Source organism: Microcoleus sp. LAD1_D5 (genome assembly GCF_036702115.1).
Taxonomy (GTDB): domain Bacteria; phylum Cyanobacteriota; class Cyanobacteriia; order Cyanobacteriales; family Microcoleaceae; genus Microcoleus.
Genome location: NZ_JAUBSA010000005.1, coordinates 38,207 through 60,766, shown reverse-complemented (window position 1 = coordinate 60,766; position 22,560 = coordinate 38,207). Strand labels below are relative to the sequence as shown.

The window sequence follows — 22,560 nt, the reverse complement described above, 5'->3', positions numbered from 1 at the left end:
CTGAATCTGTACAACAGTTAATGAATTTAACTCGTAATAAACGTCGCTTTTATCAACAGGGTAGACAGGCTGCAACCATTATTATGCGGTCTTGTTCCTAGACCTCTTTCTCGCGCTCCCAAACCCTTGATAACACAGAAAAATGAGAGGAAACGTCATATTTTAGTAGTTAAAAAGGGATTTCATCATCATCTTCCTCTTCCATAGTCTTAGCCGTCATCCGCCAACTCGTAAGATACTCAATTTGCACATCAATTTTGTTAATTGCTTCCCCTAACCGCTTTTGGATGTATTGAGTCAGCGTCACCATAAAATCTAACTCAACTCCCACAGATAGGGCAAGTTTTGCCAAGCTAGCAAAATCTACCTTCAAAATTGAGGAACTGGATAACTTAAAATGGGGAGTATTTTCCTCATTTTGCACCAACATTGCTTTTTTAATTCGTTCTTTGAGATGCTCAACTTCTGAATCCAGCAACTTCCATTCAGGCAAAATTTCTTTGTACCTTTCACCCAATGCAGTTAAATCATCACTCTCCGGTTCCGGCGCAATTTTCTTAGTAGATTTCCGCCGTTGCTGTACATTAGAATTTAACCGCAAACTAGCAATATCCTCCACTTCCAAAGATGGATGAGCGATGAGTTTGCCTAACTGTTTTTGAATTTCTTTCGTCAGCGTTACCGGAAAATTTAACTCAATTCCCTCAGTTTGCGTCAGTCTGGCCAGGGTGAGAAAATCTACTTTCATCGTTATCGAACTGGAAAGCTCAAAATAAGAACTGTCTTTGAGCTTTTGGGCTAGCATCCCTGCTTTAAGGCGTTCTTTCACTTCAGCGATTTCTGAATCTAGTGGCTTCCACTGAGATTCTATTTCCTGATATTTTTCGCCCAATGCTGTCAAGTTTTCCGTTGCGGGTTCGGGGTAACATTGGGCAAGAATTTCTAGCAGGCGGCGATGCACTCCAGCTAAATAAACCGCGTCCATCTTGGCATATTCTAGCTGCTTCTGCGTCAGAGGACGCTTTGCCCAATCGCCGCTTTGTTCTGTTTTATCTACATAAGCAATGCCGCAAAGTGTTTCTATTAAAGTTTTGAGTTGTCGATTAGGTAAGGGCAGAATGTAAGCTGGAATCTTTCTCGCCATTTGCAATGTGCAACTGACATTTTGAGCGTCGTCATTGCCTAGAAATCTGATGTCATAGCTGGCGTTGTGCAATACTTTTTCAATATCTGGATTTACCATGATTTGGTTAATGAAATCTTTTGCCAATTCTGGTTTATCCAATACATCAAGTATAAAAGTGGCATCTCCACTAGAATCTGTGGAGTCAGCTAACACCTGAATCAGAGATAATCTGGGGTTGGATTTATAGTCTGCTATTTCTGTGTCAACCCACAGGATTTTAGCTTGGGAAAATTTAGTGATGAGTGCTTTGATGTCGTTTGCTGCTGTTAAATAAGGCATTTTTACAGACTTTTGCTATTAATTTTTTGATTCTATTATGCTATAGCAATTATCGGATCGATTGTCAACGATTCAAGCGCCGGACATGGCAAGGCCGTGTCCCTACAGATATTTTTTCACAATTAGTATTAAATGTTGACCCGTCTTGGAGGGAGAAACCGGGAATAGACGATCGCATTTTTACCATTCAGCAGTAAGGTACGCAGCGCGCACCTTACAAACTATTAACCTATGACTCTTCTGCCACTTCCTCAGATTCCGATTCTTCGATCGATTCTTCACCAGCAGCCGGCACTAAAGCCACAGCTACGATCGAATCATCCTCGTCCAACCGCTGCACCCGCACACCCGTTGCTGTGCGCGATTGGGTAGAAATTGCACTCACAGCCTGACGGATAATAATACCTCGGTTGGTAATGATCATCAACTCGTCATCTTCGTTGACAATTCGCAGCGCAGCTACCTGATCCTTACCCTTTTTCGACTTAAATTTAGTAGCCGTCAATCCCTTGCCCGCCCGTCTTTGTAGGCGGAATTGAGAAACTGGAACCCGCTTGCCGTAGCCGTTGGTGGTGATTACCAACACCGAAGGAACTTCGCTGCTAACTGTCGGAATTTCTTCGGCTTCTTCGCCTTCAATTTCCTCGGCTTGCAGTTCTAATTCTTCGTCTTCCAATTCCGCATCTTCCGTTTCCAATTCAGCAAGTTCTGCCCCTTCAAATTCCGAATCTTCAGTTTCTAATAGAGCAATATTAGCTCCCTCAAATTCCGAGTCTTCAGTTTCCAATTCAGCAATTTCGGCAACAATTGAACTGGGCAAAATGTCCATACTGATCAACTCATCGCCCGATCGCAATTTCATTGATTTTACACCCCGCGTCGCGCGGCCGACTGGGCGCAACTGTTCGTGATTGGTGCGGAAATGAATTGCCATGCCTTGGCGCGTACCGATGATGATGCTGTCACCCACTTTTGCTCTCCGTACCCAGCGCAGTTGGTCGCCTTCTTCTAGAGAAATCGCGATTAATCCATTAGTGCGGATGTTGCCAAAAGCGGAAAGTGCGGTTTTCTTGATGTAGCCGCCGCGAGTCAGCATTACCAAGTATTCTTCGCTGGTGAATTCTGTCACTGACACCATAGAAGTGATTTTTTCTTCTATAGGAATCGGCAACAGTTGCACCACGGGAGTGCCGCGGGCCGTCCGGGAACAGATGGGAATTTGATAAGCTTTGACAGAGTAAACTACGCCCCTGTCGCTGAAGAACAAAACGCTGTCATGATCGCAACAAGAAAGGAAATGTTCTACTCCGTCGTCTTCTTTCATTTTCGCGCCTGCTTTGCCGCGAGTAGCGCGACTTTGGGCCTCGAAAGTGCTGACAGGCATCCGCTTGATGTAGCCTTGCTCTGTGATCAGAATAATTGCTTGTTCGTTGGCAATTAAATCTCTTTCATCAATTTCTCCTTCGGCGTGTTCGATGACGCTGCGCCTAGGAGTGGCGATTTTGGTTTGGATTTCGACTGCTTCAAATTCGGCGATTTCTAAGATGCGTTCCCGGCGCGCTAAGATATCTTCCAAATCGGCGATTTTAGCTCGCAGTTCTTCGTGTTCTTGCTGAATCTTTTGCGCTTCTAATGCTGTCAAACGCCGGAGCTGCATTTGCAGAATTGCGTCGGATTGCTGTTCCGAAAGACCATAATTATCCATCAATTCTTGTTTCGCTGCTGCGGAGTCGGCAGCGGCGCGAATTAGGTGAATAATTGCATCTAAGTTGTCTAAGGCAATTAATAAGCCTTGCAGAAGGTGGTCGCGTTCTTCTGCTTTGCGGAGCTCATATTGAGTCCGGCGAGTAATTGTCTCAATGCGGAAGTCTAGGAAGACATTGAGGAATTGGGAGAGCGTAAGTAGTTGGGGTTCCCCGTTTACTAGCGCTAACATATTGGCTCCAAAGTTGGCTTGGAGGGGTGTTTGTTTGTAGAGGTTGTTGAGGACGACGCGGGGATAGGCGTCGCGCTTGAGTTCGATCACGATCCGCATTCCGTCTCTATCGCTTTCGTCGCGAATGTCGGAAATTCCATCTAATCTTTTGTCGTTGACAAGTTCGGCAATTTTCTCAATTAGCGCTGCTTTGTTTGTTTGGTAAGGCAATTCGGTGATAATAATTGCTTCTTTGTCGGGGCGGCCGGGATGTTCGATGGTTTCAATGCCGGCGACTCCGCGCATTGTAATCGAACCGCGCCCGGTGGTGTAAGCATCGCGAATGCCACCTCTGCCCAGAATTTGCCCTCCGGTGGGAAAGTCCGGGCCCGGGATGTACTGCATCAATTCCAGGTCGGTAAGTGCTGGATTGTGAATTAGTGCTACTAAACCGTCAATTATTTCCCCTAAATTGTGCGGCGGAATGTTGGTTGCCATCCCTACAGCAATCCCGGAGGAACCGTTGAGCAAAATTTGGGGGATGCGTGCGGGGAGTACGAGGGGTTCTTGCTGGGAACCGTCGAAGTTGTCGCCGAAATCAACTGTTTCCGAGTCGATGTCGCGCAGCATGGAGTCGCTAGTCAAAGCTGTGAGGCGACATTCGGTGTACCGCATGGCAGCGGGCGGGTCGTTGTCAACGGAGCCGAAGTTGCCGTGGCCGTTGATCAGGCGTTCCCGCATGGAGAAATCCTGAGCCATCCGCACCAGGGCGTCGTAAACCGCTGTATCTCCGTGCGGGTGATACTTGCCCAGCACCTCCCCCACGACGCGGGCGCATTTGCGGAAAGGTCGATCGGGAGTCAAGCCCAATTCGTTCATAGCGTAGAGAATGCGTCGGTGAACGGGCTTGAGACCGTCCCTCGCATCTGGTAGCGCCCGACCGACTATTACGCTCATGGCGTATTCCAAGTACGATCGGGACATCTCATTACCCAGATCCGTCGGGATTATCCGCGACTCAGAGGTGCTCATAGGTTGAAAAACTCCGTTAAAAATTTAAATTTGACCGCTATAAATCTCAAAAATGCGATAAAATCGGTTTGGATTCAGTAGAGCTGCCAAATATTGCAAATTACTCCTGAAATTATATCACAATTTGCCTTTGACTTTATGGGAAAGTTGCCAGAAAAATTAAGGGACGAAACAAGCACAATTGATAATTTGTCAGTTGGTGATTTTTTCAGCAGTTGGCAAAAGCTAGAAAGGTTTTTTTAGGCTGAAGGCTTTCATGCTTTCGTGACTTTTTTGACGCCCATATAAGAAATTAAAATGGTTACTCGATCGAAATTTTAATTTCACAAAACCGAAGGCCTTCTTAAAGCCAACTAAAAATCTAAAATCTAAAATCTAAAATCTAAAATCAGCCGATGCTACCCGTCATCTACTCCGAAGATTTCTTGCTGCACAAGACTGGAATGCTTCACCCAGAGCGACCAGAACGTTTAACGGCGATCGTCAACGCTCTGAAAGCTGCTCCCTGGGCGGATCAAATTCAGTGGCAACTGCCTACCCCAGTGGCGCAGCGCGAACAACAACTGTTCTCGGCTATCAAAAAAGTTCACTCGCAAAGATACATCAAAGAAATCGAACATTTGGCTCATCGGGGAGGCGGCTACCTCGACGGCGATACGCCGATTTCTGCTGAAAGTTACGATGTAGCGCTGCTAGCGGCGAGTGCTTGGCTCGATGGGGTCGATCGAGTGGTGGCTGCGGGGGAACCGGCTTTTGTGCTGGCCAGGCCGCCGGGACACCACGCCGAAAACGCCCGCGCGATGGGTTTTTGCTTGTTTTCTAATGCTGCGATCGCTGCTCACTACGCCTTGGAACAGCCGGGAATCAACCGCGTCGCTGTCCTCGACTGGGACGTGCACCACGGCAACGGCACTCAATCTTTGGTGGAAAACTGCCGCCAAATTGCCTACTGTTCCCTGCATCAATCTCCGTGCTATCCGGGAACAGGAGATGCCGAGGAGCGAGGCATCTACGAGAACGTGCTGAACATTCCCCTGTATCCGGGCGGTGGCATAGCTGAATACCTGAGCGCCTTTGAATCTCTTGTCGTGCCTTTTTTGTCCAAATTTGAACCGGATTTGTTGATTGTCAGCGCTGGTTATGACGCTACTGCGTCCGATCCGCTGGCGAGTATGACTCTGATGCCGTCAGATTTCGGTACTTTCACCGGATACTGCCTGCAAATCACCCGTCGCATCGCCTTTGGTTTGGAGGGGGGTTACGCGCTGAAAGAGTTGGCAGAGTCGGTTGTGGCGACTATTGACCGATGCCTCAATTAGCTGGAAAATTGGCATAGGGAAAAATAAGGTTGAAAAGCTGTGAGGACGGGATGGAGAGTTTTTGAGGGCGATCGCGCTTGATGGTCTTTTTCCCTCTGACTTCTGACTTTAGTGACAAGCATCACAAATTTAAGAGATCCAAGTCACTGGGCATCAAAGTCTCGGTCACAGATTTTTAGCCGAAAAATCACACCGTGTCAATGTTTTCGATCGCCTGTGAAGTCGCTGGCAAAGAGCATAATTAGGACTACAGTCAGCCTGTGAAAATTTTATCTGTCTCAATCAACTAGGAGGTTTATCATGTCAGTATCCCAAATGACACTCGAAGAGTTATTTGGTCAGGTCATGTTCTCCAGCGTCGTGACTCGCCACGACCGGAGACAGCTCAGATCTGCACTCTTAGAAAGAACACTGAATGATGATGAGTATGCCATCATCAACCGACTGCTGTACAACGTTCGCCGCGGTTGGGTAAAAATTGTCGATTAAAGAACTGGTAGCTACTCCCTTTAGGCGAGTTAATACCATTTTTGATTAAAGCATTGGGAAGGATTGATAACTATCGGGGTTGAGAGCACGGGCATACAGTTACATTTTTTGGGGAAATCGTTAAAAGTAGAACTTGCCAGTTGGGGAAGTTTTTGTTGTTTAATACTTGGCTCGAAAGTGTAATGTGTTTGACCCGGGTGTTAATTATCAAAATCTCGCTACACATCAGCCTATAGGTAGAGATAATTATAAAATAACAGGTTGCGGGTGCATCTCTACTTGTTGAAAACTTGTGAGTTTTGAGTTACTGACTGAGAAGTTATAATTAACTCAAAACTCATAATTTTTTGGATATGAGATGGGAGATTGGAGAGTGGGAAAACTGATGAATATTAGGGTTGAAAACCGCTATAAAGTTAAGATTTTTTAAACTGATATTAAGAATCAAAACTATAAGCAGTTTCCGGTTGAGGAGGATTGTGCGATGGTTACCAACACACCGAGTCGTATAGGTCGATCGACCATTCCGGCAATTTGAGCCCGGAAGTGTCAAAATATTAACAACCAGTTCATCCCCAAAATATATGGCTCCCGCCGTTTTAATTGAAAATCTTCAGAAACGCTACGGCACTGTAGAAGCCGTTAAAGATGTTTCCTTCAAGGTAGAACCGGGGGAAATATTTGGTTTGCTAGGCCCCAACGGTGCAGGCAAAACCACAACCCTGCGGGTACTTTGTACTTTGAGTGCGCCCGATAGCGGACGCATTGAAGTGTCTGGCATTTCTGCTGTCAGTCAGCCGAGAATTGCCAGACAAAAACTCGGCTACGTCGCCCAAGAAGTGGCTCTCGATAAGGTGCTGACGGGGCGGGAACTCCTGCAACTGCAAGCAGCGCTTTACCATTTGCCGCGCCCTACGATTAAAGGGCGAATTGACGAAATGGTGAAACTCCTCGGTTTGGAGGAGTGGGAAAATAAAAAGACGGGTACTTATTCCGGCGGTATCCGCAAACGCCTCGACTTAGCTGCTGGGTTGCTTCACCAGCCGGATGTTTTGGTGTTAGACGAACCGACTGTCGGGCTCGATATTGAAAGTCGGGTGGTGGTGTGGGATTTCCTGCGGCGCTTGCGGGAGGAAGGTACGACGGTGCTGATTACCAGCCATTATCTCGAAGAAGTTGACGCTTTGGCCGATCGCGTGGCGATTATTGACAAGGGTACGGTGATTGCACAGGGCACGCCGGAGGAGTTGAAAAATCGGGTTGGGGGCGATCGGGTGACTCTGCGGATTCGGGAGTTTTCGCCGATCGAAGAAGCTGAAAAAGCTAAAAATCTGATGCAATCTTTGCCTTTTGTGCAGGAAGTAATTGTCAACGCGGCTCAAGGAAATTCTCTCAATTTAGTAGTAACACCGCAAAGCGATGCGCTGGTGACTATTCAGCAAGCTTTGAAAGATGCGGGATTGCCTACTTTTGGGATTGCTCAATCTCGGCCGAGTTTGGATGATGTGTATTTGGCTGCGACTGGTAAGACGCTGTTGGATGCGGAGTTGGCTGCTGCTAGCAACCGCGATTTGAAGGCGGAGCAAAAACAGGCGATGCGATCGTAGTTTGAGGGAAGGGAAAAGTTCGTGAGAAACAGGCTTTCCGGCCTGTTCCACAAAGAGTGAATTTTCTTGTGGAACAGGCCGGAAAGCCTGTTCATAAACGAGATAAACCGATATTTAAGCTGAATTTGATATCATACATCCAAAACTTGCTCTGCTGTCAATGCTAATTCTGGGAAAGTTCGGGATATAATGCGATCGATCCCTCGGTAAGCAGTCATTTGATAAACCCCATTTTCATCGAGCAGGTAAACAAAAACAGTCCGTTCTTTCGGGTTGCCCAAATAGTTTCTGCTACCCAAAGCTAAATAATCGACAATCCAATATTCAGAAATTCCCAGCCGCTGATATTCATCCAGCTTGTCGATATAATCATCTTCCCAATTTGTTGAGACAACTTCTACAACTAATTGTGGGGGTTCAGTTAGGGCTGAATAGGCGAACGGCTGCGATTCCCAGAGGTTTTTGTCTACTACTGTAACATCAGGATGGCGGCCTTGTTCTTTACCATTCGGGGTTAATGTCCTGACTACAATTCGGCCAGATACCCTGTAATTCAGGTTGAGTATTTTTACCTCGTCTTGGAACGTATTTTCAATAAAATCAGCTACATTTTCGTGCAGTCTTATTGTTGGTAAGATTTTGACAATTTCTCCATTAACCAGTTCATAACGTCCGTCTTCATCTAGAAGTTGCTTGATGAATCGATCGAAAGTGAGCATTAGTTTAGGTTTGGTAGGAGTTCCATCGTGGTTTGCTCTCATTTAGCTAGATATTTAAGACTATTATGCCACCAGTTTAACATACTGTTTTAACACAGGTGGAATCGTGAGAAGAGTTTCATCTTTAATGTGACTTATTAAGTTATTTGGTGATATTTTATGAGTTTTTAGGATTGTCAATTTAAAAAATATATGTTAGGATAGATTGGAATAAATGCAACAGTTAAATTTTTGGATATTTTTGTTAACGATAGGTACAAAAATGAGTAAAAAATTAGTTTCATGGGAAGATATTCGAGAAGATTTTGAAAACAAGGAAACCAGTCTTTTGCTGGGCAAAGGTTTTAGTTGTGCAGTGTGGAATCGTTTCAAAGATTCATCCCTGTATCAAGAGGCATCATTACAAAATAATGGTGGCAATTTCTTGTTACCAGAAGATATAAAAATTTTTGAGAAGCTAGAAACTAAAAACTTTGAGAAGGTACTAGCAACTCTTTCAACAACCAAAGAAGTCAATGAGATTTTAGGGGTGCAGGCGCATTCAGAGCTTCTCCAGACAATAGACGATCATTATCAGAATATCCAACGCTCTCTAATTGAAGCCGTAGAGCGAGTCCATATTCCTTGGCTAAAAACCCAAAAACAAAAAACACAGGTATTAACCACTGTCAAAAAAGAAATATTGAAGTATCAAAATCTGTTTTATACAAGTTATGATTTGCTGATTTACTGGAGCCTTATGTCAGATGGACCTCCTGAAGGGTTGCGAGACTACTTTAAAGGTAAGGAATTCCAGGAAGATTTCTGCCCTGAGAATGCAACGTTAAGGTTTTTTTATATTCATGGGGGCTTACACCTATATTCTCAAGGAGAAAAAATCCTAAAAATTACCAATAAAGGAGAAAACATCTTAGAACAATGTAAACAACTCTGGAGCGATCCAAATTTCCGACCCTTGTTCATTGCCGAAGGTACATGGAGAGACAAACTCAAATTCATTCGCAACTCCGATTATCTGTTTTTTGCTTATAACAGGCTCAAACAAAACACTGATAAACTTGTTGTACTTGGCAACCCGTTGAACCTTGATAAAAATCTGCTGGATAAAAATCATGATTTTAACAAGCACCTTTTAGATGCAATTGTTGAATCAAGCCCTCAGACAGTAGCTATTTCCATAGTAGATGATGGAGATGTAGCTCAGCAAATCAAGTATTGGGAAGGCGTAATGAAGCCAGACGACATACAGTTTTTTGACGAAAAATCTCATCCTTTATGCTCTCCTGGTATCAGGATAGAAGCAGACTGATAGAGCTTAATCGTTCCTGTTGCTTTCGGTGTTTGTTGACATTTAAACAGAATTTAGCAATATCTGGCTCAATCTTAACGTGCCAGATATTGCCAGCATAATATTTTTTCCAATCTGTGATAGGTGCAGCCAATTTCAGTGGTAATTTACCAACACTATCAGAACTTACCACTACAGCCGGACGGATTTTTTTGATTTCTGCTCCCACTGTTGGGTCAAAATTAGGTAACCCAATATCACCCCGTTTAGGAGAAGGAGAGTTAGTAGTCAATTAAATCTCCGGCTTCTAATTCTTGCCATTCTCTATCTTGCTGGTAATGTTGCAACATTACCTCAGCTTGTCTTTCTAAAATATTTCGCCTCTCTTCTAACGGCAATTGCATAAATTCTCTGCGACTGGGATAGTCGGCTAGTGTTGGTATTTCTAAAGCTATATCCATCTGCTGATTTTTAATCTTACGATCGCAAATCAATGCTTCTATTCGCTCGCCTTCTGCTGCTTCGGCTGCAATGTCAGCATCAATTTCCTCTCGGTTAGCATGGTAATAAGTCAAAGCTGCATAGACTTGGGTGAGAGTTAAATGCCCGATGCGATCGACAATTTCTTCTGGACTCAAACCTTGCTTGTACCAAATAGCAATGCGCCGGACTGTAACACCAGTTCCGGCAATAATAGGACAGCCACCATGTATGTCAGGCTGACGGCTAATTAAAGTTCCTATATCGGTGATAGTTGACAAGATTTTTTCCCGCCAATTTCTGATTGTTCTCTTATCTAGGATAGCACTGTCACAGCAAGAGCGATCGCCCCCTAATTTTCTGGAAAATAACGCTCCAAAAATTCCCTAGCCGTAACAATAGGAATCCCCTCATATTCCTGCAACACTAACAAATCCAGATCGCCCGTAACAATTGCATCAGCATCAGCAGCGAGGGCAGTTGCTAAAACCATATTGTCATTAGCATCTCGTAACTCAGGCACGTTGATAGTGGAAATCGGATAAATCTCCACTAACTCTCGTGTTCCGCTCATTAAATCATTGAGATTCACTCTCAAAGCCTGAAGTTTAGAAAGAAATTTATCTTGACTCAATGTGCTTTGCATTTCATCAAGCAACTCTTCAGAAGCACACACAGTAATGAGATAAACTTCTGCTAATTTTAATACTCTATCGGGTCTACCTCCCCACAACCACCCTGAGATAAAAATATTAGTATCCAGTACAACTTTCATGGTTGCGACTCTCTTTCCAAACGTTTATCGCGACGTACTTCCCGCACAAGTTCGCAAATTTCCTCCATTGTCATCGGATTAGGATCGAGGGGTAAAGACTCTCTACGCCGTCGTAGTTCCTCCCAGTCGAAACCTGCTACCTTCTCAAAAACAATACTATCTCCTGTCACTGTAACTGCATATCGATCCCCAGGCTTCAGTTGAGCCTCAATCTCAGCGGGAATTTCTAACTTACCGTCGGGGTTGACAGGAACAGTAATATTTGATTTCAGAATGTATTCTCGCAGGTGTTCAACAACTCTATCTTGCAGAGTTTCTGGCAAAGATTCCATGATTTTGACCAAAGTTGCGATCGCCCTTGATGACATAGCTTTATCCTCCTAGTAAATCAAGTTTTTATTTAGCATTATTAATGAGAGCTTATACTTAATTTTACCACAATATCTTCTCGGCAAAAATCAAGCAATTTCCTCCGCTAAAAGCCGACCCTCGCAGCGCTCATACTCATCTTCCAAAAGCCATGAATGAGCCTCATCATAGCTTGAAGTTAAAAACAGAGACTTATAGTTGGCTGATGGGTCATAAATACAAAAACCTCCATTCTTTCCACTCACTAACATCAAAATACGAGGGAGAAAAACAATCGGATCTACCCACAATTCGATAAAGTCCCAATCATTAATTTGTTCGGCGAGGTCTGGTGCGTGGGATAACATGATATGTATCTGTTCCTTTGATAATTTTTATTTCAGCATAATAAAGAGGAATGCGACTACCATCTGCTCTAACTTGATAGCCTATCGCATCGTCAAAGTAGAGTCCATAACGTTCATAGTCATCGGTTTCATCCTCAACTCCTGTCAGATATCCTCTGTCTATAATAGCTTCCGTCACTGCATCTAGTGTAGCTCTGTCATTGGAAACATGAGCTTTTCCCTCTTTCCTTAGCAGTCGTTCCACCTGTGAGGTACCGGGAAGATGTTTGTCAAATAAACTATTTCTAGCGTCTGGTGTTAGTTCGCGGTTAATGCCACTCATCAACTAATTAGACAGGTAACATGATATTCAGTTTACCCAAACTCTACACAAAAAGCGATCGCCCGCCCAACACCACCAATACCTCCAGACTTGCTACTGTAAAGAGAGTTAGATTTAATCAAAATCAGCGCAAGCAATTATGAGCGGTACTGTTACATCCCCCAACAACCTCAACCAGCAGCGGCCACTCTCCACGGCATCCGCTGACACTTCCACTTCCCTGCTGGGCGACTTCATCCAAGAAACACTCGCCTTAACCAAGCGCCTGTTTATTCAATTGCAGCGCCGCCCCTCGACGCTAGTTGCAGGCATTATTCAGCCCCTGATGTGGTTGGTTTTGTTCGGAGCTCTGTTTGAAAATGCACCCGCAGGCTTGTTCGGCGAAAGCCAGAATTACGGACAATTTCTCGGCGCTGGTGTAATCGTTTTTACTGCCTTTGCCGGGGCGCTGAATGCTGGTTTGCCGATTATGTTCGATCGCGAATTTGGATTTCTCAACCGCCTGTTAGTCGCGCCGTTGGCTTCCAGATTTTCGATCGTCCTGGCCTCGGCTATTTTTATCGTCACCCTCAGCTTTATCCAAACCGGCACAATCGTTACAGCGGGCGCGTTTTTGGGCGCGGGATTCCCCGGAATTGCCGGACTTGGGGCGATCGCCCTAATTGTCCTACTATTAGTTTTGGGCGTCACCGGCTTGAGTCTGGGTTTAGCCTTCGCTCTTCCCGGTCACGTAGAATTAATAGCGGTAATTTTTGTTACTAACCTGCCGCTGTTATTTGCCAGCACCGCCCTCGCGCCGCTGTCATTTATGCCAGAGTGGCTGCAAGTTGTGGTGACTCTCAATCCTCTGAGTTATGCGATCGAACCCATCCGCTACCTGTACCTGCACAGCGATTGGTCTTTAGCCAGTGTGGTGATGCACGCTCCTTGGGGTAATGTCACCTTTGGAGGAGCCCTATTAGTGCTGTTGGCGTTTGATTTGGTGGCGCTGCTGAGCATTCAGCCCCTGTTGCGGCGCAGGTTTGCTTAGGGCGATCGTTTCACCTGCACCGTCAATTCTAGGGACACTCCAAAAGCCCATTGGTGTCAACTTAATGTCAAACCCAGTCACAGAATGGTGTTGGACTATTAAGCCTAGATCCCCCCTAGCCCCCCTTAAGAAGGGGGGAACCGGAAATGGATCAAAGTCAACCCCTACTCCCCTTCTTAAGGGGGATTTAGGGGGATCTGGACTCAGGTAAAAACGAGATTTATCAAGGCTTTCAGGCGATGGTTGACACCAATGGGCATGGCTCTGTCCTTAGCCCCAGCGAAGTAATATAATATTTAGTCACAAGTCAGAATATTGTTTAGATAGAATTGTTTTTTTGAAGGTTCAACTAATAAATTATGAACACCAAAACTTCCAAATCGGGCAAATTGATGATTGGGATTGCTGCAAGCGCGATCGCATCCTGTGCTCTGTTTTCCCCTCAAGCAAGCTTCGCTCAAGCCAGCGGTTTAAATAATGCCCAACCGCTGCAAGACTTTCAAACTCAAGACAATACCGACCCATTTTCCGGCCAAAGCAGCGGAAGCGCAATATTTGATTTAATTCACAGATCCAGATTGGGAGGCGGCCGCAGCATGGAAGAATTTAATAGCGAACAGCGCCAAAATTTGAACGATGCGGCCACAGAATTTCGCAACAAACAGCGCCTTATGCTGCAAAAACCAGACCAAGCAGTGCCTTCACCGGCGATCGCACCTACAGAAATTCCCGCCCCTGTCCCTTAAATTGCTTTCTTAGTCCGCGTAGGCGGACTTCGTTTGTCTAGCAGCGGTTTCAACCGCCGAGTTTTAATTTTATTTCTTAGTCCGCGTAGGCGGACTTCGTTTGTCTAGCAGCGGTTTCAACCGCCGAGTTTTAATCTTTATTTCTTAGTCCGCGTAGGCGGGCTTCGTTTGTCTAGCAGCGATTTCAAAATCTGAATCTTATCTAAAAACCATCGCCCTTAATCCCGTTCCAACCACGCCCGCATTTTACCCGGATTAAGCAAACCGTAAGGATCCACCAACTTTTTAAACTGCAACTGTTCCACATTAATACTTTTCATCCCTCCATCTTCCAATATATAAGTGTGAGGATTAGCAATTAGCGCGCCTTGCTCTTCGTGATAGCGAATAATTTCATTGAGCCGTGATTCCGTAGTGTAGCGAACTATTTGCAAAGCAGCCGCGATCGCCCTCCCATTCATCCGCAAAAACTCCAAGTGCATCATCACCTCATCTCCATAATAATTGTACAGTTCCTCAATCAATTTCAAACCTCGATCGGCGGGAAAAATCGTCTGCAAATAAGTCAGAGAAGGGTCAGCGCTGCGAGCGTGTAGAGTTGTATGATTCCAAGTAAATTCAGCAATGGCTGCACCTTTGCTCGCTGCTTGCGCGTTTTTTTGATAGCAAATTGTGCCGCCATATTCGCGCACCAAATCTTGCAGCGGTTCCAGACAAGATTCAGCTACCATTAACAAAGCGCAGTGCTTACCTTCAGGAATCTCCTCGCGGAAAGCAGCAAAAGAAGCAGGAATCGGCCAAGCACAAACACAAATTAGTTTTTTGATAATTCCGTCAGCATCGCCCAAAGCTTGACCGAAGTTTGCCGAGGTCATAAAATCGTCAAAAGCGACGATGATTTCCGCCCAAGGATAAGCAGGGGCGAGGGGAATTTCTAACTCAGTAATAATCCCATTTGTGCCGTAAGCGTGATTGACTTTTTGCACTTCATCGCCGCGTAATTCGATGACGCGGGGCTCGTCTTCCATTGTAACGACTCGAACGGCATGAAGATTTCCTCGATCGCGCAATTGCCCGTAAGTTATCGAACCAATTCCGCCGCTACCGCCACCAATAAATCCCCCAATCGTTGCGGTGCGGTAGGTTGAGGGAACCATCCGCAATTCCCAACCGGTTTCTCGCGCTTGTTTGTCGAAAACCGACATTTTCACCCCTGGTTCTACGCAAGCTAAACCCGGTTTTATCCAGCGGATACTGTGCATTTTTGTGGTATCTAAAATGACGCCGCCCTTGAGGGGAATGCACTGCCCGTAATTGCCCGTTCCTGCACCTCTGACAGTTAACGGAATTTTGAATTTGACGCAGGCTGCCGCAATCCGCAAAACTTCGGCTTCGCTGGCGGGACGAACGACTAAATCTCCTGTTTTATCACTTAAGAGAGGTTGCAAAACAGGACTGAAGTGATAATAGTCGTGAGATAGCTTGACAACTTGCGCGCGATCGCTAATTATTTCGATTCCCGATAGTTCCGAATAAAAAGCATCCCCGTCAATACTTTGAATCGCAGTTGCAGTCATTTTGTTTCCTCCATGCTGGCAGTATTATATGTTTTATCAAGCAGAACTTAGTAAGATAAAATACTAACTGCAATCTTTCTTTAAGTAGTAAGGTGCGCCGAGGCCCACCCTACATATAGATGTTCTGCGTCCAGGGCTCCTTTTTTCAATTAACAAATCCCCCAAATACTGCCATACCGTAGTATTTCCAAGGAACTGCAACAGTCTCAAATCCAGCTTTTGCCAGCATTTCCAAATGTGCCGAAAGTGTAGCTAGGCGATCGGGATTAGAATACCCGTAAGAGACACTCGTCCCCACATTTGCGCGAATTTGTGCTAAGGTTTCCCCCTGATTTAGCGCCCAGTCTTCTCGCGCCGCTTGATAAATATCTTTCATTGCTGCTGATTCTGCTAAAAGAGGATCGGCATTCCAAAAACAGCCACCAGCATTTAAACTTTCGCGAATGCGTTCAAACAATTTCAACTTCATCTCATCCTCAAGATGGTGAATTGCCAGAGAGGAAATGCAAGCATTGAATTTATCCCCCAAGCCTGATAAATTTGGATTGTTCGCCCATTCTCCAAAATCCATTTCTATTCCAGTCCACCGGGCTGCGTATCCTGCCGACTCTATTTTGGCGCGGGCAAAATCAAGCATTCGCGGCGAGTAATCGACAGCAACTATTTCCGCAGACGGGTAGCGTTTGAGAACTTTTAAAGTGAGTTCCCCCGTACCGCAGCCGAGTTCTAAAATGCGGTGGTTTGTGTTAGCAATGCAGCCTGCTACTACATCCAGCATTTCGTCATATTTAGGTAAAAGTCGCCGAATGCCAGTATCAAAATTAGCAGTATTGACGAAAACTTCTCCCGGAAAAATTTCGTTGCCCGTCGGTGAGACAGTAGAGTCAGAATTCACGATCGCCAACCATAGACTACAATTGCTATCCTAACCGAGATAGAACAAAAAGTGCGTGAAGTAGGGACACGGCACTGCGGTGTCCTTACTCGATCATCTGTACTTCACTCAACCGAAAACCACTATAAAGTTATGGGTATTCTTACGGATAAGCGAAACACTCGCGGTAAACAATAATTAACCCTCGGTTGCACTCAGAGAGTCTTGCTTTACCCCGGAGGCCAGCAAAACAGTCTGAACAACCAGTGTTATGTTAGTAGTGCATAAATTGAAATAAAGATTAAACCTCACACTTGAGGATACCATGCGCCAGTTGATTTCTCGCAGTCGGGCTGCCATCAGCCAATTAATTTATAAGCGAATTCTGCTTGCGCTGACAATTTTATTTTGTGTAGGTGTAGGAGTAGCGATGGCAAATATGTATCGTCTTTCCTCCACCCTAATCGAATCGCAAGCCCTCCAAAATGCCACCCTCTATGCCCAAGCAGTTAAAGAAGCCCGCACCCTTTACAGTTCTGATGTTGTCAATCCTCTAAACACCGCTAAAGCGATTAACTTTACCCACGACTACAACCCGACAAAAGTAACAGTTCCCGTACCGGCCACTTTCTTAATAGAACTCGGCAACCAGATCACCAATAAAAATCCCGAAGTATCACTTCGTGTCTACAGCGACTACCCGTTTCCCTGGCGGCGAGGAGAAGGCGGAGTCCGAGACGATTTTGAACGGCAAGCTATTACCTATTTGACAAAAAATCCGACACAAAAGTTTTTCCGCCGTGACGATTTTCGCGGCAAGCCAGCATTTCGATATGCCGAGGCAGATCTTCTAAGTTCTAGCTGCGTTAACTGTCACAATACTCACCGCGACAGTCCTAAGACTGATTGGAAAGTGGGAGATGTACGGGGAATATTAGAAATTACTCAACCTCTCGATACCATCACTCAAAATACTCAAAGTGAACTTAAAAACCTGTTTTTACTGTTAGTAGGTCTTTCAGTTTTAGGGGTAACAGGATTAACTTTAGCTATCAGCAGGTTGCGCCAAAATGCTAAACAATTAGAACAGCGCGTCAGGGAACGCACGGCACAATTGCAAGAAACTAATGTAGAATTGCTGAAAGAACAGGAAAAGAGCGATCGCCTGCTGCTCAATATTTTACCCGAATCCATTGCTGCTAGGTTAAAAGACGGTCAAAGCAGTATTGCTGACCGCTTCGCAGAAGTCACGATTTTGTTTGCGGATATCGTAGGCTTTACTGTACTTTCAGCACAAAGATCTCCCGAAGAATTGATCGAGTTTCTCAACGAAATTTTTTCAGCCTTCGATTGTCTGACCGAAAAGTACGGCTTGGAAAAAATCAAAACAATTGGAGATGCTTACATGGTAGTGGGAGGTTTACCAAATCCTAGCACCAACCACGCCGAAAGCATTGCGGAAATGGCTTTAGATATGCAGGAGGAATTAGCAAAATTTAATGCCAAACATCATGCAGGAATTAACATTCGCATCGGCATCAATACCGGGCCTGCAATTGCGGGAGTTATTGGCACTAAAAAATTTATTTACGACCTCTGGGGCGATGCCGTCAATACAGCAGCCCGCATGGAATCCCACGGGATTGCCGGCGCGATTCAAGTCACACAATCAACTTACGATATCTTGCAAAATAAGTATTTGTTTGAAGACAGAGGAATTATCCACGTCAAAGGCAAGGGCGATATGAATACTTATCTGCTTGCAGCCAGGCTAGTCAGCGCAGTTTCGGTTTAATTTGTTTATTATATTATTAAGGGGTCTGCTAGTTAGTCGCGAGTCATCCGTCGTTAGTGGTTAGCCAAGAACTAACCGTTAATGCCTGCTGGCTGTTGACTACGGACAATTACAGGAATTACACAGGGGATGTGAGAAACCCGGTTTTTGCGCGGTTGCTTCCTTGACACACCCAAAATTGATTACCAGAAACCCGGTTTTTTTCCTATTCCCTAAACTCGCCCTTTCCCAAATAGTAAATTTTATGTTCGTGCGGATTTTATCATTCTTGAGTTTTTTCAAATCTCGCTTGTCTAGGCAAATAGCTTTGTGGGTATTTGCTAGCATTCTTGTCATAGAGGGAATTATTTTAGTTCCCTCTTATTTTCGGCGTGAAAATGAACTTTTAAGTCAACTGGAACAGGTATCTCGGACGACTGTGGATTCCCTAGAGTTTTTGCTCCAACAAGATATTTCCGATCGCACTTTCTTGCAAGAAGAAGTCAAAAATATTACTAAGGACTCTCAAGTAGTTTTAGGATTATCTATTTACCAGGCTAACGGTGAGCTCATATATACACTTGGCGAACCGCCAGAAATCCGTTTCGAGCAACTAAACAGATCTCGTATAGTTCACAATCACAATTTCGATGGCAAGCGCTACGATATTGCTTGGACGGAGCGACATTTTGGAGGCGATTATATCTTAATTGTGCGTCACGATGCTTCCACAGTTCAGCCGGAACTCTACGCATTTATCGGACGGGTTGCTGTTCTAGTCATCATTATATCAGCCTTTGTCACTTCTGTGACTATGTTTTTTTTAGGGGTGACAGTAATTGCACCTATCTTGAGATTGCGCGATGACTTGATCGCTGCCGGAGACGCTTTGAGCAAAGATCGAGAACAACCTGATTTCTACTCTCTGTCTGTCAAGCGCGATGACGAGTTGGGAGAACTCATGGTCGCATTCAATCAAATGTTTCACCGAGTATACAAGGAAATTGCACAGCGGAAACAAGCTGAGGAAGTATTGCGCGCCGAACAAGAAAAGTCGGAACGTTTATTACTAAATATATTACCTGTAATGATTGCCGACCGCCTAAAACAAGGTCATATAAATATTGCGGACGGCTTTGCCGAGGTTACGGTTTTATTTGCTGATATTGTGGGGTTTACCGAAATATCTTCGCGCACGTCTCCTGAAGAATTAGTAGAATTACTTAACAAAATATTTTCAGCTTTCGATCGCTTAAGCGAACAATACGGCTTAGAAAAAATTAAGACTATCGGCGACAATTATATGGTAGCAGGCGGTTTACCGCTTCCCTGTACAAATCACGCCGAATCTATTGCCGAAATGGCTCTAGAAATGCAGCAAGAAATTATGAAATTCCGCGACGAATGCGGTAAACCTCTCAATATCCGCATTGGCATTAATACTGGGCCTGTTGTAGCAGGTGTCATCGGCACTAAAAAGTTTATTTACGATTTGTGGGGAGATGCTGTGAATACAGCAAGCCGCATGGAATCTCAGGGACTTCCTGGTAAAATTCAAGTTAGCAACTCAACTTATGAGTTGCTGTGCGATAAGTATTTGTTGGAAAAGCGCGGTAAAATTAATGTTAAAGGCAAAGGATCTATGACGACTTATTTGCTCAAAGGCAGAAAATTGTAACTGACAATTTTAACCATCGCCCGCGAATACGTGATATGGCGGCAGACGTTGCAGGGCAGCCGCCATCAACACCCAACTAGATTTTTTTTGAACGAACCGCTAAGACGCGAAGGACACGAAGGAAGAGAAGAAGAAATAAAAAGTTCATAAGTGAGTAAAAATTGCTATATTAAAAGGCGACTTGATATTAGCTGTATGGGTAAAAATGACTGCGAATCAGGAACATAATTCTTCAATTTCTCCGATTTGGCAGCCTTTCACGCAAATGAAAACGGCTGCCCCGCCACTGAAGGTAATTCGCGGCAAAGGATCGGTGCTGGAATTAGCAGACGGGCGGCAAATTCTTGACTGCATTTCTAGTTGGTGGGTGACTGTTCACGGGCACAGCCATCCGGTTCTCGCGGAGGCTCTTTATGAACAAGCTCAAAAGTTAGAACACGTGATCTTTGCCGGATTTACTCACGAACCAGCCGAGAAACTTGCTAATAAATTGCTAACTCATACCCCTGCTTCTTTAACGCGGATTTTCTTTTCTGATAACGGCTCAACTGCTGTTGAAGTTGCTTTGAAAATGGCATTTCAATATTGGCGCAATCTCGGAGAAACTAACCGCACTAGCTTTATTAGTTTTGAGGGAGGTTATCACGGCGATACTGTGGGCGCGATGTCTGCTGGCAGAAGTTCGCTGTGGTGGGAATCTTTTGCACCTTTAATGTTTGCTGGGGATGTTGTTCCTTTTCCGGCGACTTTTGACGGCGATGAGGATGTGGAAAGCAAGGAGGCGGCGAGTTTAGAGAAATTGGAGTTTTTGTTAAAGCAGGGCGGCTATGCGGGAATTTTTATCGAACCTTTGGTGCAAGGTTCTGGGGGGATGCGAATGTGCCGCCCTGAGTTTTTGCGGGCGATCGCACAACTTGCCCGCCAGTTTAATGTATTGTTGATTTACGATGAAGTAATGACGGGTTTTGGGCGCACGGGTGAACTGTTTGCCTCGGTTAAATCTGCAACTTCACCGGATATCCTGTGTTTGTCTAAAGGATTGTCTGGTGGCTGTTTGCCAATTGCTGTCACAATGGCATCGGAGGATATTTATCAAGCTTTCTGGCGAGATGAATGGGACAAAGCTTTTTTTCACGGTCATTCTTACACCGGAAATCCCTTAGCTTGTGCGGTGAGTGTAGCATCTTTGGAGCTTTTGGAGCAAAACCCAAATGTTTATCAAGGGATGGAAAAACTGCACCGCCAATATCTGAATCAATGGCTGAGAAATCATCCTAAACTCGAACGGATTCGGACTTGCGGCACCATCGCAGCAATGGATGTGAAAACCGAAAGCGTTTCTGGTTATTTTAATGACATCGCTCCTGTATTGAAAGCCAGATTTCTCGAAGCGGGGTTTTTGCTCCGCCCTTTGGGAAATACGCTTTACTTGATGCCTCCCTACTGCATTTCTCCTGATGAACTAGAATCGATTTATCGGGTGATTCGTCAGGTTTTGGATACTCTGTAAACCCTTTAATTTTAGTAATGAATTTACCCAATTGGAACGATTTGGCTGACGACGCGCTGGCGGGCAAATGTCTCTCTCGCGAGCAATCTTTAGCCGTATTGCGCGCACCGGATGAGGTTTTGCTGGAACAACTAAACGCAGCTTACCGGGTGCGCCGCCACTACTGGGGAAACCGAGTCAGGCTGCACTATTTGTTAAATGCTCAAAGTGGCCTTTGTCCTGAAGATTGCCATTATTGTTCTCAGTCAAAAATTTCGAGTGCGGAAATTGAGAAATATCCGCTTTTAGCTAAGGAAAAAATTCTGGATGCCGCCCAACGCGCCGCAGATTTAAAAGCAGGTACGTTTTGTTTGGTGATTTCGGGGCGTCAACCTAACGCATCTACTTTCGATCGCGTTTTGGATGCTGTCGAGACTGTGAAGGCAAATTATAACCTGAAAATTTGTGCTTGTTTGGGATTGTTGAGCGAGGAACAAACTCATCGTTTGGCTAAAGCTGGAGTCGATCGCGTAAATCACAATCTCAATACTTCCGAATCATATCACACGGACATTTGCACGACTCACACTTTTGGCGATCGGGTTGAAACCGTCGAACACGTAAAAGCAGCGGGAATCACAACTTGTTCCGGCGGAATTTTGGGGATGGGCGAATCGGATGATGATGCGATCGATTTAGCGCTTTCGCTTCGCCATTTGGGCGTTACTAGCGTGCCGGTCAACTTTTTCATTCCGATTCCCGGCACACCATTTGCAGATGTGAATCGGTTAACTCCCCGCCAATGTTTGCGAATTCTCTGTTTGTTCCGATTTTTGCTTCCTAGTCAAGAAATTCGGATTGCTGGGGGACGGGAGGTGCATTTGCGATCGCTGCAACCTCTCGGACTCTACCCCGCTAATTCTATCTTTGTTGGCGATTATCTGACAACTCCCGGACAAGCTGCACATCAAGATTGGGACATGATTCGAGATGCGGGATTTGCGATCGAATCCCCCGAAGGTTCTCTCTTAGAAGTTGATTCAGCAGTTACCAAATCCGAACAAAAAACCCTGGCTGTTTAACTCTTATACCAGTTTTCAATCGGATGAAATAGAGTTGGACACGGCAGTGCCCAAAGCGTGTCAACTTAAGGTCAAACTTAGTACCATCCTGCTGTTTGACTATTAGGGTTCGATCCCCCCTGGCCCCCCTTAAGAAGGGGGGGACAAGAGTTCGATCAAAGTCCCCCTTCTTAAGGGGGATTT

Annotated in this window: 20 protein-coding genes and 2 pseudogenes; 11 read left to right on the top strand and 11 right to left on the bottom strand. The window is 45.1% G+C overall.

What is annotated here, in order from left to right:
- Nucleotides 1-169: 169 nt before the first annotated feature.
- Together QUA70_RS04005 and gyrA are read right to left on the bottom strand one after the other, a co-directional pair.
- Nucleotides 170-1,465 carry a ribonuclease D gene (locus QUA70_RS04005; RefSeq protein ID WP_333333700.1) on the bottom strand — a complete coding sequence of 432 codons (1,296 nt, stop codon included), beginning with the start codon at nt 1,463-1,465 and terminating at the stop codon, nt 170-172.
- A 229-nt stretch (nt 1,466-1,694) separates the two neighbouring features.
- On the bottom strand, nt 1,695-4,412 hold the full coding sequence (gene gyrA / locus QUA70_RS04000) for a DNA gyrase subunit A (RefSeq protein ID WP_333345126.1): 2,718 nt from the start codon (nt 4,410-4,412) through the stop codon (nt 1,695-1,697).
- Nucleotides 4,413-4,807: 395 nt separating this feature from the next.
- On the opposite strand from gyrA, the gene QUA70_RS03995 reads away from it, so the two are divergent.
- From QUA70_RS03995 to QUA70_RS03985, 3 genes are all read left to right on the top strand, one after another.
- Nucleotides 4,808-5,731 (top strand): histone deacetylase, encoded by a 924-nt coding sequence (locus tag QUA70_RS03995; RefSeq protein WP_333345124.1) that lies wholly within the window; start codon nt 4,808-4,810, stop codon nt 5,729-5,731.
- A 300-nt stretch (nt 5,732-6,031) separates the two neighbouring features.
- Nucleotides 6,032-6,220, top strand: a complete 189-nt coding sequence (locus tag QUA70_RS03990; protein WP_242716917.1) for a hypothetical protein — start codon at nt 6,032-6,034, stop codon at nt 6,218-6,220.
- 584 nt (nt 6,221-6,804) lie between these two features.
- Nucleotides 6,805-7,827: an ATP-binding cassette domain-containing protein gene (locus QUA70_RS03985; RefSeq protein WP_333345122.1), complete on the top strand. Its 1,023-nt coding sequence runs from the start codon at nt 6,805-6,807 to the stop codon at nt 7,825-7,827.
- A gap of 131 nt (nt 7,828-7,958) precedes the next feature.
- On the opposite strand, the gene QUA70_RS03980 is transcribed toward QUA70_RS03985, so the two are convergent.
- A complete protein-coding gene (locus QUA70_RS03980; protein WP_333345120.1) occupies nt 7,959-8,588 on the bottom strand; it encodes a Uma2 family endonuclease in 630 nt (209 codons plus the stop codon).
- 220 nt (nt 8,589-8,808) lie between these two features.
- Here QUA70_RS03980 and QUA70_RS03975 point away from each other — a divergent pair, with 220 nt between their 5' ends.
- Nucleotides 8,809-9,855 (top strand): DUF4917 family protein, encoded by a 1,047-nt coding sequence (locus QUA70_RS03975; RefSeq protein WP_333410311.1) that lies wholly within the window; start codon nt 8,809-8,811, stop codon nt 9,853-9,855.
- Here QUA70_RS03975 and QUA70_RS03970 read toward each other — a convergent pair.
- The 6 genes from QUA70_RS03970 to QUA70_RS03945 all read right to left on the bottom strand — a co-directional run bounded on the left by QUA70_RS03970 (nt 9,836) and on the right by QUA70_RS03945 (nt 12,127).
- On the bottom strand, nt 9,836-10,126 hold the full coding sequence (locus tag QUA70_RS03970) for a type II toxin-antitoxin system PemK/MazF family toxin (RefSeq protein ID WP_333329092.1): 291 nt from the start codon (nt 10,124-10,126) through the stop codon (nt 9,836-9,838). The two genes, QUA70_RS03975 and QUA70_RS03970, sit on opposite strands and share 20 nt — an antisense overlap.
- A complete protein-coding gene (locus QUA70_RS03965; protein ID WP_333345116.1) occupies nt 10,116-10,595 on the bottom strand; it encodes a DUF433 domain-containing protein in 480 nt (159 codons plus the stop codon). The genes QUA70_RS03970 and QUA70_RS03965 overlap by 11 nt, the downstream gene beginning before the upstream one ends.
- A gap of 71 nt (nt 10,596-10,666) precedes the next feature.
- Nucleotides 10,667-11,089, bottom strand: coding sequence for a putative toxin-antitoxin system toxin component, PIN family (locus QUA70_RS03960; RefSeq protein WP_333329097.1), 423 nt, complete (start codon nt 11,087-11,089; stop codon nt 10,667-10,669).
- Entirely contained in the window at nt 11,086-11,457 is a 372-nt protein-coding gene (locus QUA70_RS03955) for a hypothetical protein (protein ID WP_333329101.1), read from the bottom strand. The genes QUA70_RS03960 and QUA70_RS03955 overlap by 4 nt, the downstream gene beginning before the upstream one ends.
- A 90-nt stretch (nt 11,458-11,547) precedes the next feature.
- Nucleotides 11,548-11,805 carry a hypothetical protein gene (locus QUA70_RS03950; RefSeq protein ID WP_333329104.1) on the bottom strand — a complete coding sequence of 86 codons (258 nt, stop codon included), beginning with the start codon at nt 11,803-11,805 and terminating at the stop codon, nt 11,548-11,550.
- Nucleotides 11,768-12,127: a DUF6972 family protein gene (locus tag QUA70_RS03945; RefSeq protein WP_333329108.1), complete on the bottom strand. Its 360-nt coding sequence runs from the start codon at nt 12,125-12,127 to the stop codon at nt 11,768-11,770. Before QUA70_RS03945 ends, QUA70_RS03950 begins: the two co-directional genes overlap by 38 nt.
- A 139-nt stretch (nt 12,128-12,266) precedes the next feature.
- On the opposite strand from QUA70_RS03945, the gene QUA70_RS03940 reads away from it, so the two are divergent.
- Nucleotides 12,267-13,157, top strand: coding sequence for an ABC transporter permease (locus QUA70_RS03940; protein ID WP_333345114.1), 891 nt, complete (start codon nt 12,267-12,269; stop codon nt 13,155-13,157).
- Between the two features lie 359 nt (nt 13,158-13,516).
- Nucleotides 13,517-13,903, top strand: coding sequence for a hypothetical protein (locus tag QUA70_RS03935; RefSeq protein ID WP_333345112.1), 387 nt, complete (start codon nt 13,517-13,519; stop codon nt 13,901-13,903).
- A gap of 218 nt (nt 13,904-14,121) precedes the next feature.
- On the opposite strand, the gene QUA70_RS03930 is transcribed toward QUA70_RS03935, so the two are convergent.
- Complete coding sequence (locus tag QUA70_RS03930) at nt 14,122-15,480, bottom strand: FAD-binding oxidoreductase (protein WP_333345110.1); 1,359 nt, start codon at nt 15,478-15,480, stop codon at nt 14,122-14,124.
- 145 nt (nt 15,481-15,625) lie between these two features.
- Nucleotides 15,626-16,375 carry a class I SAM-dependent methyltransferase gene (locus QUA70_RS03925; protein WP_333345108.1) on the bottom strand — a complete coding sequence of 250 codons (750 nt, stop codon included), beginning with the start codon at nt 16,373-16,375 and terminating at the stop codon, nt 15,626-15,628.
- Nucleotides 16,376-16,679: 304 nt separating this feature from the next.
- Here QUA70_RS03925 and QUA70_RS28520 point away from each other — a divergent pair.
- The 5 genes and pseudogenes from QUA70_RS28520 to bioB all read left to right on the top strand — a co-directional run.
- Nucleotides 16,680-17,294: pseudogene (locus QUA70_RS28520) on the top strand (Tll0287-like domain-containing protein); the annotation flags it as partial.
- Nucleotides 17,295-17,414: 120 nt separating this feature from the next.
- Nucleotides 17,415-18,149: pseudogene (locus QUA70_RS28515) on the top strand (adenylate/guanylate cyclase domain-containing protein); the annotation flags it as partial.
- Nucleotides 18,150-18,393: 244 nt separating this feature from the next.
- The gene (locus QUA70_RS03915; RefSeq protein ID WP_333329125.1) at nt 18,394-19,806 is read left to right on the top strand and encodes an adenylate/guanylate cyclase domain-containing protein; all 1,413 of its coding nucleotides are present in this window, start codon (nt 18,394-18,396) and stop codon (nt 19,804-19,806) included.
- Nucleotides 19,807-20,011: 205 nt separating this feature from the next.
- Nucleotides 20,012-21,316 (top strand): adenosylmethionine--8-amino-7-oxononanoate transaminase, encoded by a 1,305-nt coding sequence (gene bioA, locus QUA70_RS03910; protein WP_333345104.1) that lies wholly within the window; start codon nt 20,012-20,014, stop codon nt 21,314-21,316.
- Nucleotides 21,317-21,333: 17 nt separating this feature from the next.
- Complete coding sequence (bioB, locus tag QUA70_RS03905; protein ID WP_333329132.1) at nt 21,334-22,377, top strand: biotin synthase BioB; 1,044 nt, start codon at nt 21,334-21,336, stop codon at nt 22,375-22,377.
- Nucleotides 22,378-22,560: the final 183 nt, after the last annotated feature.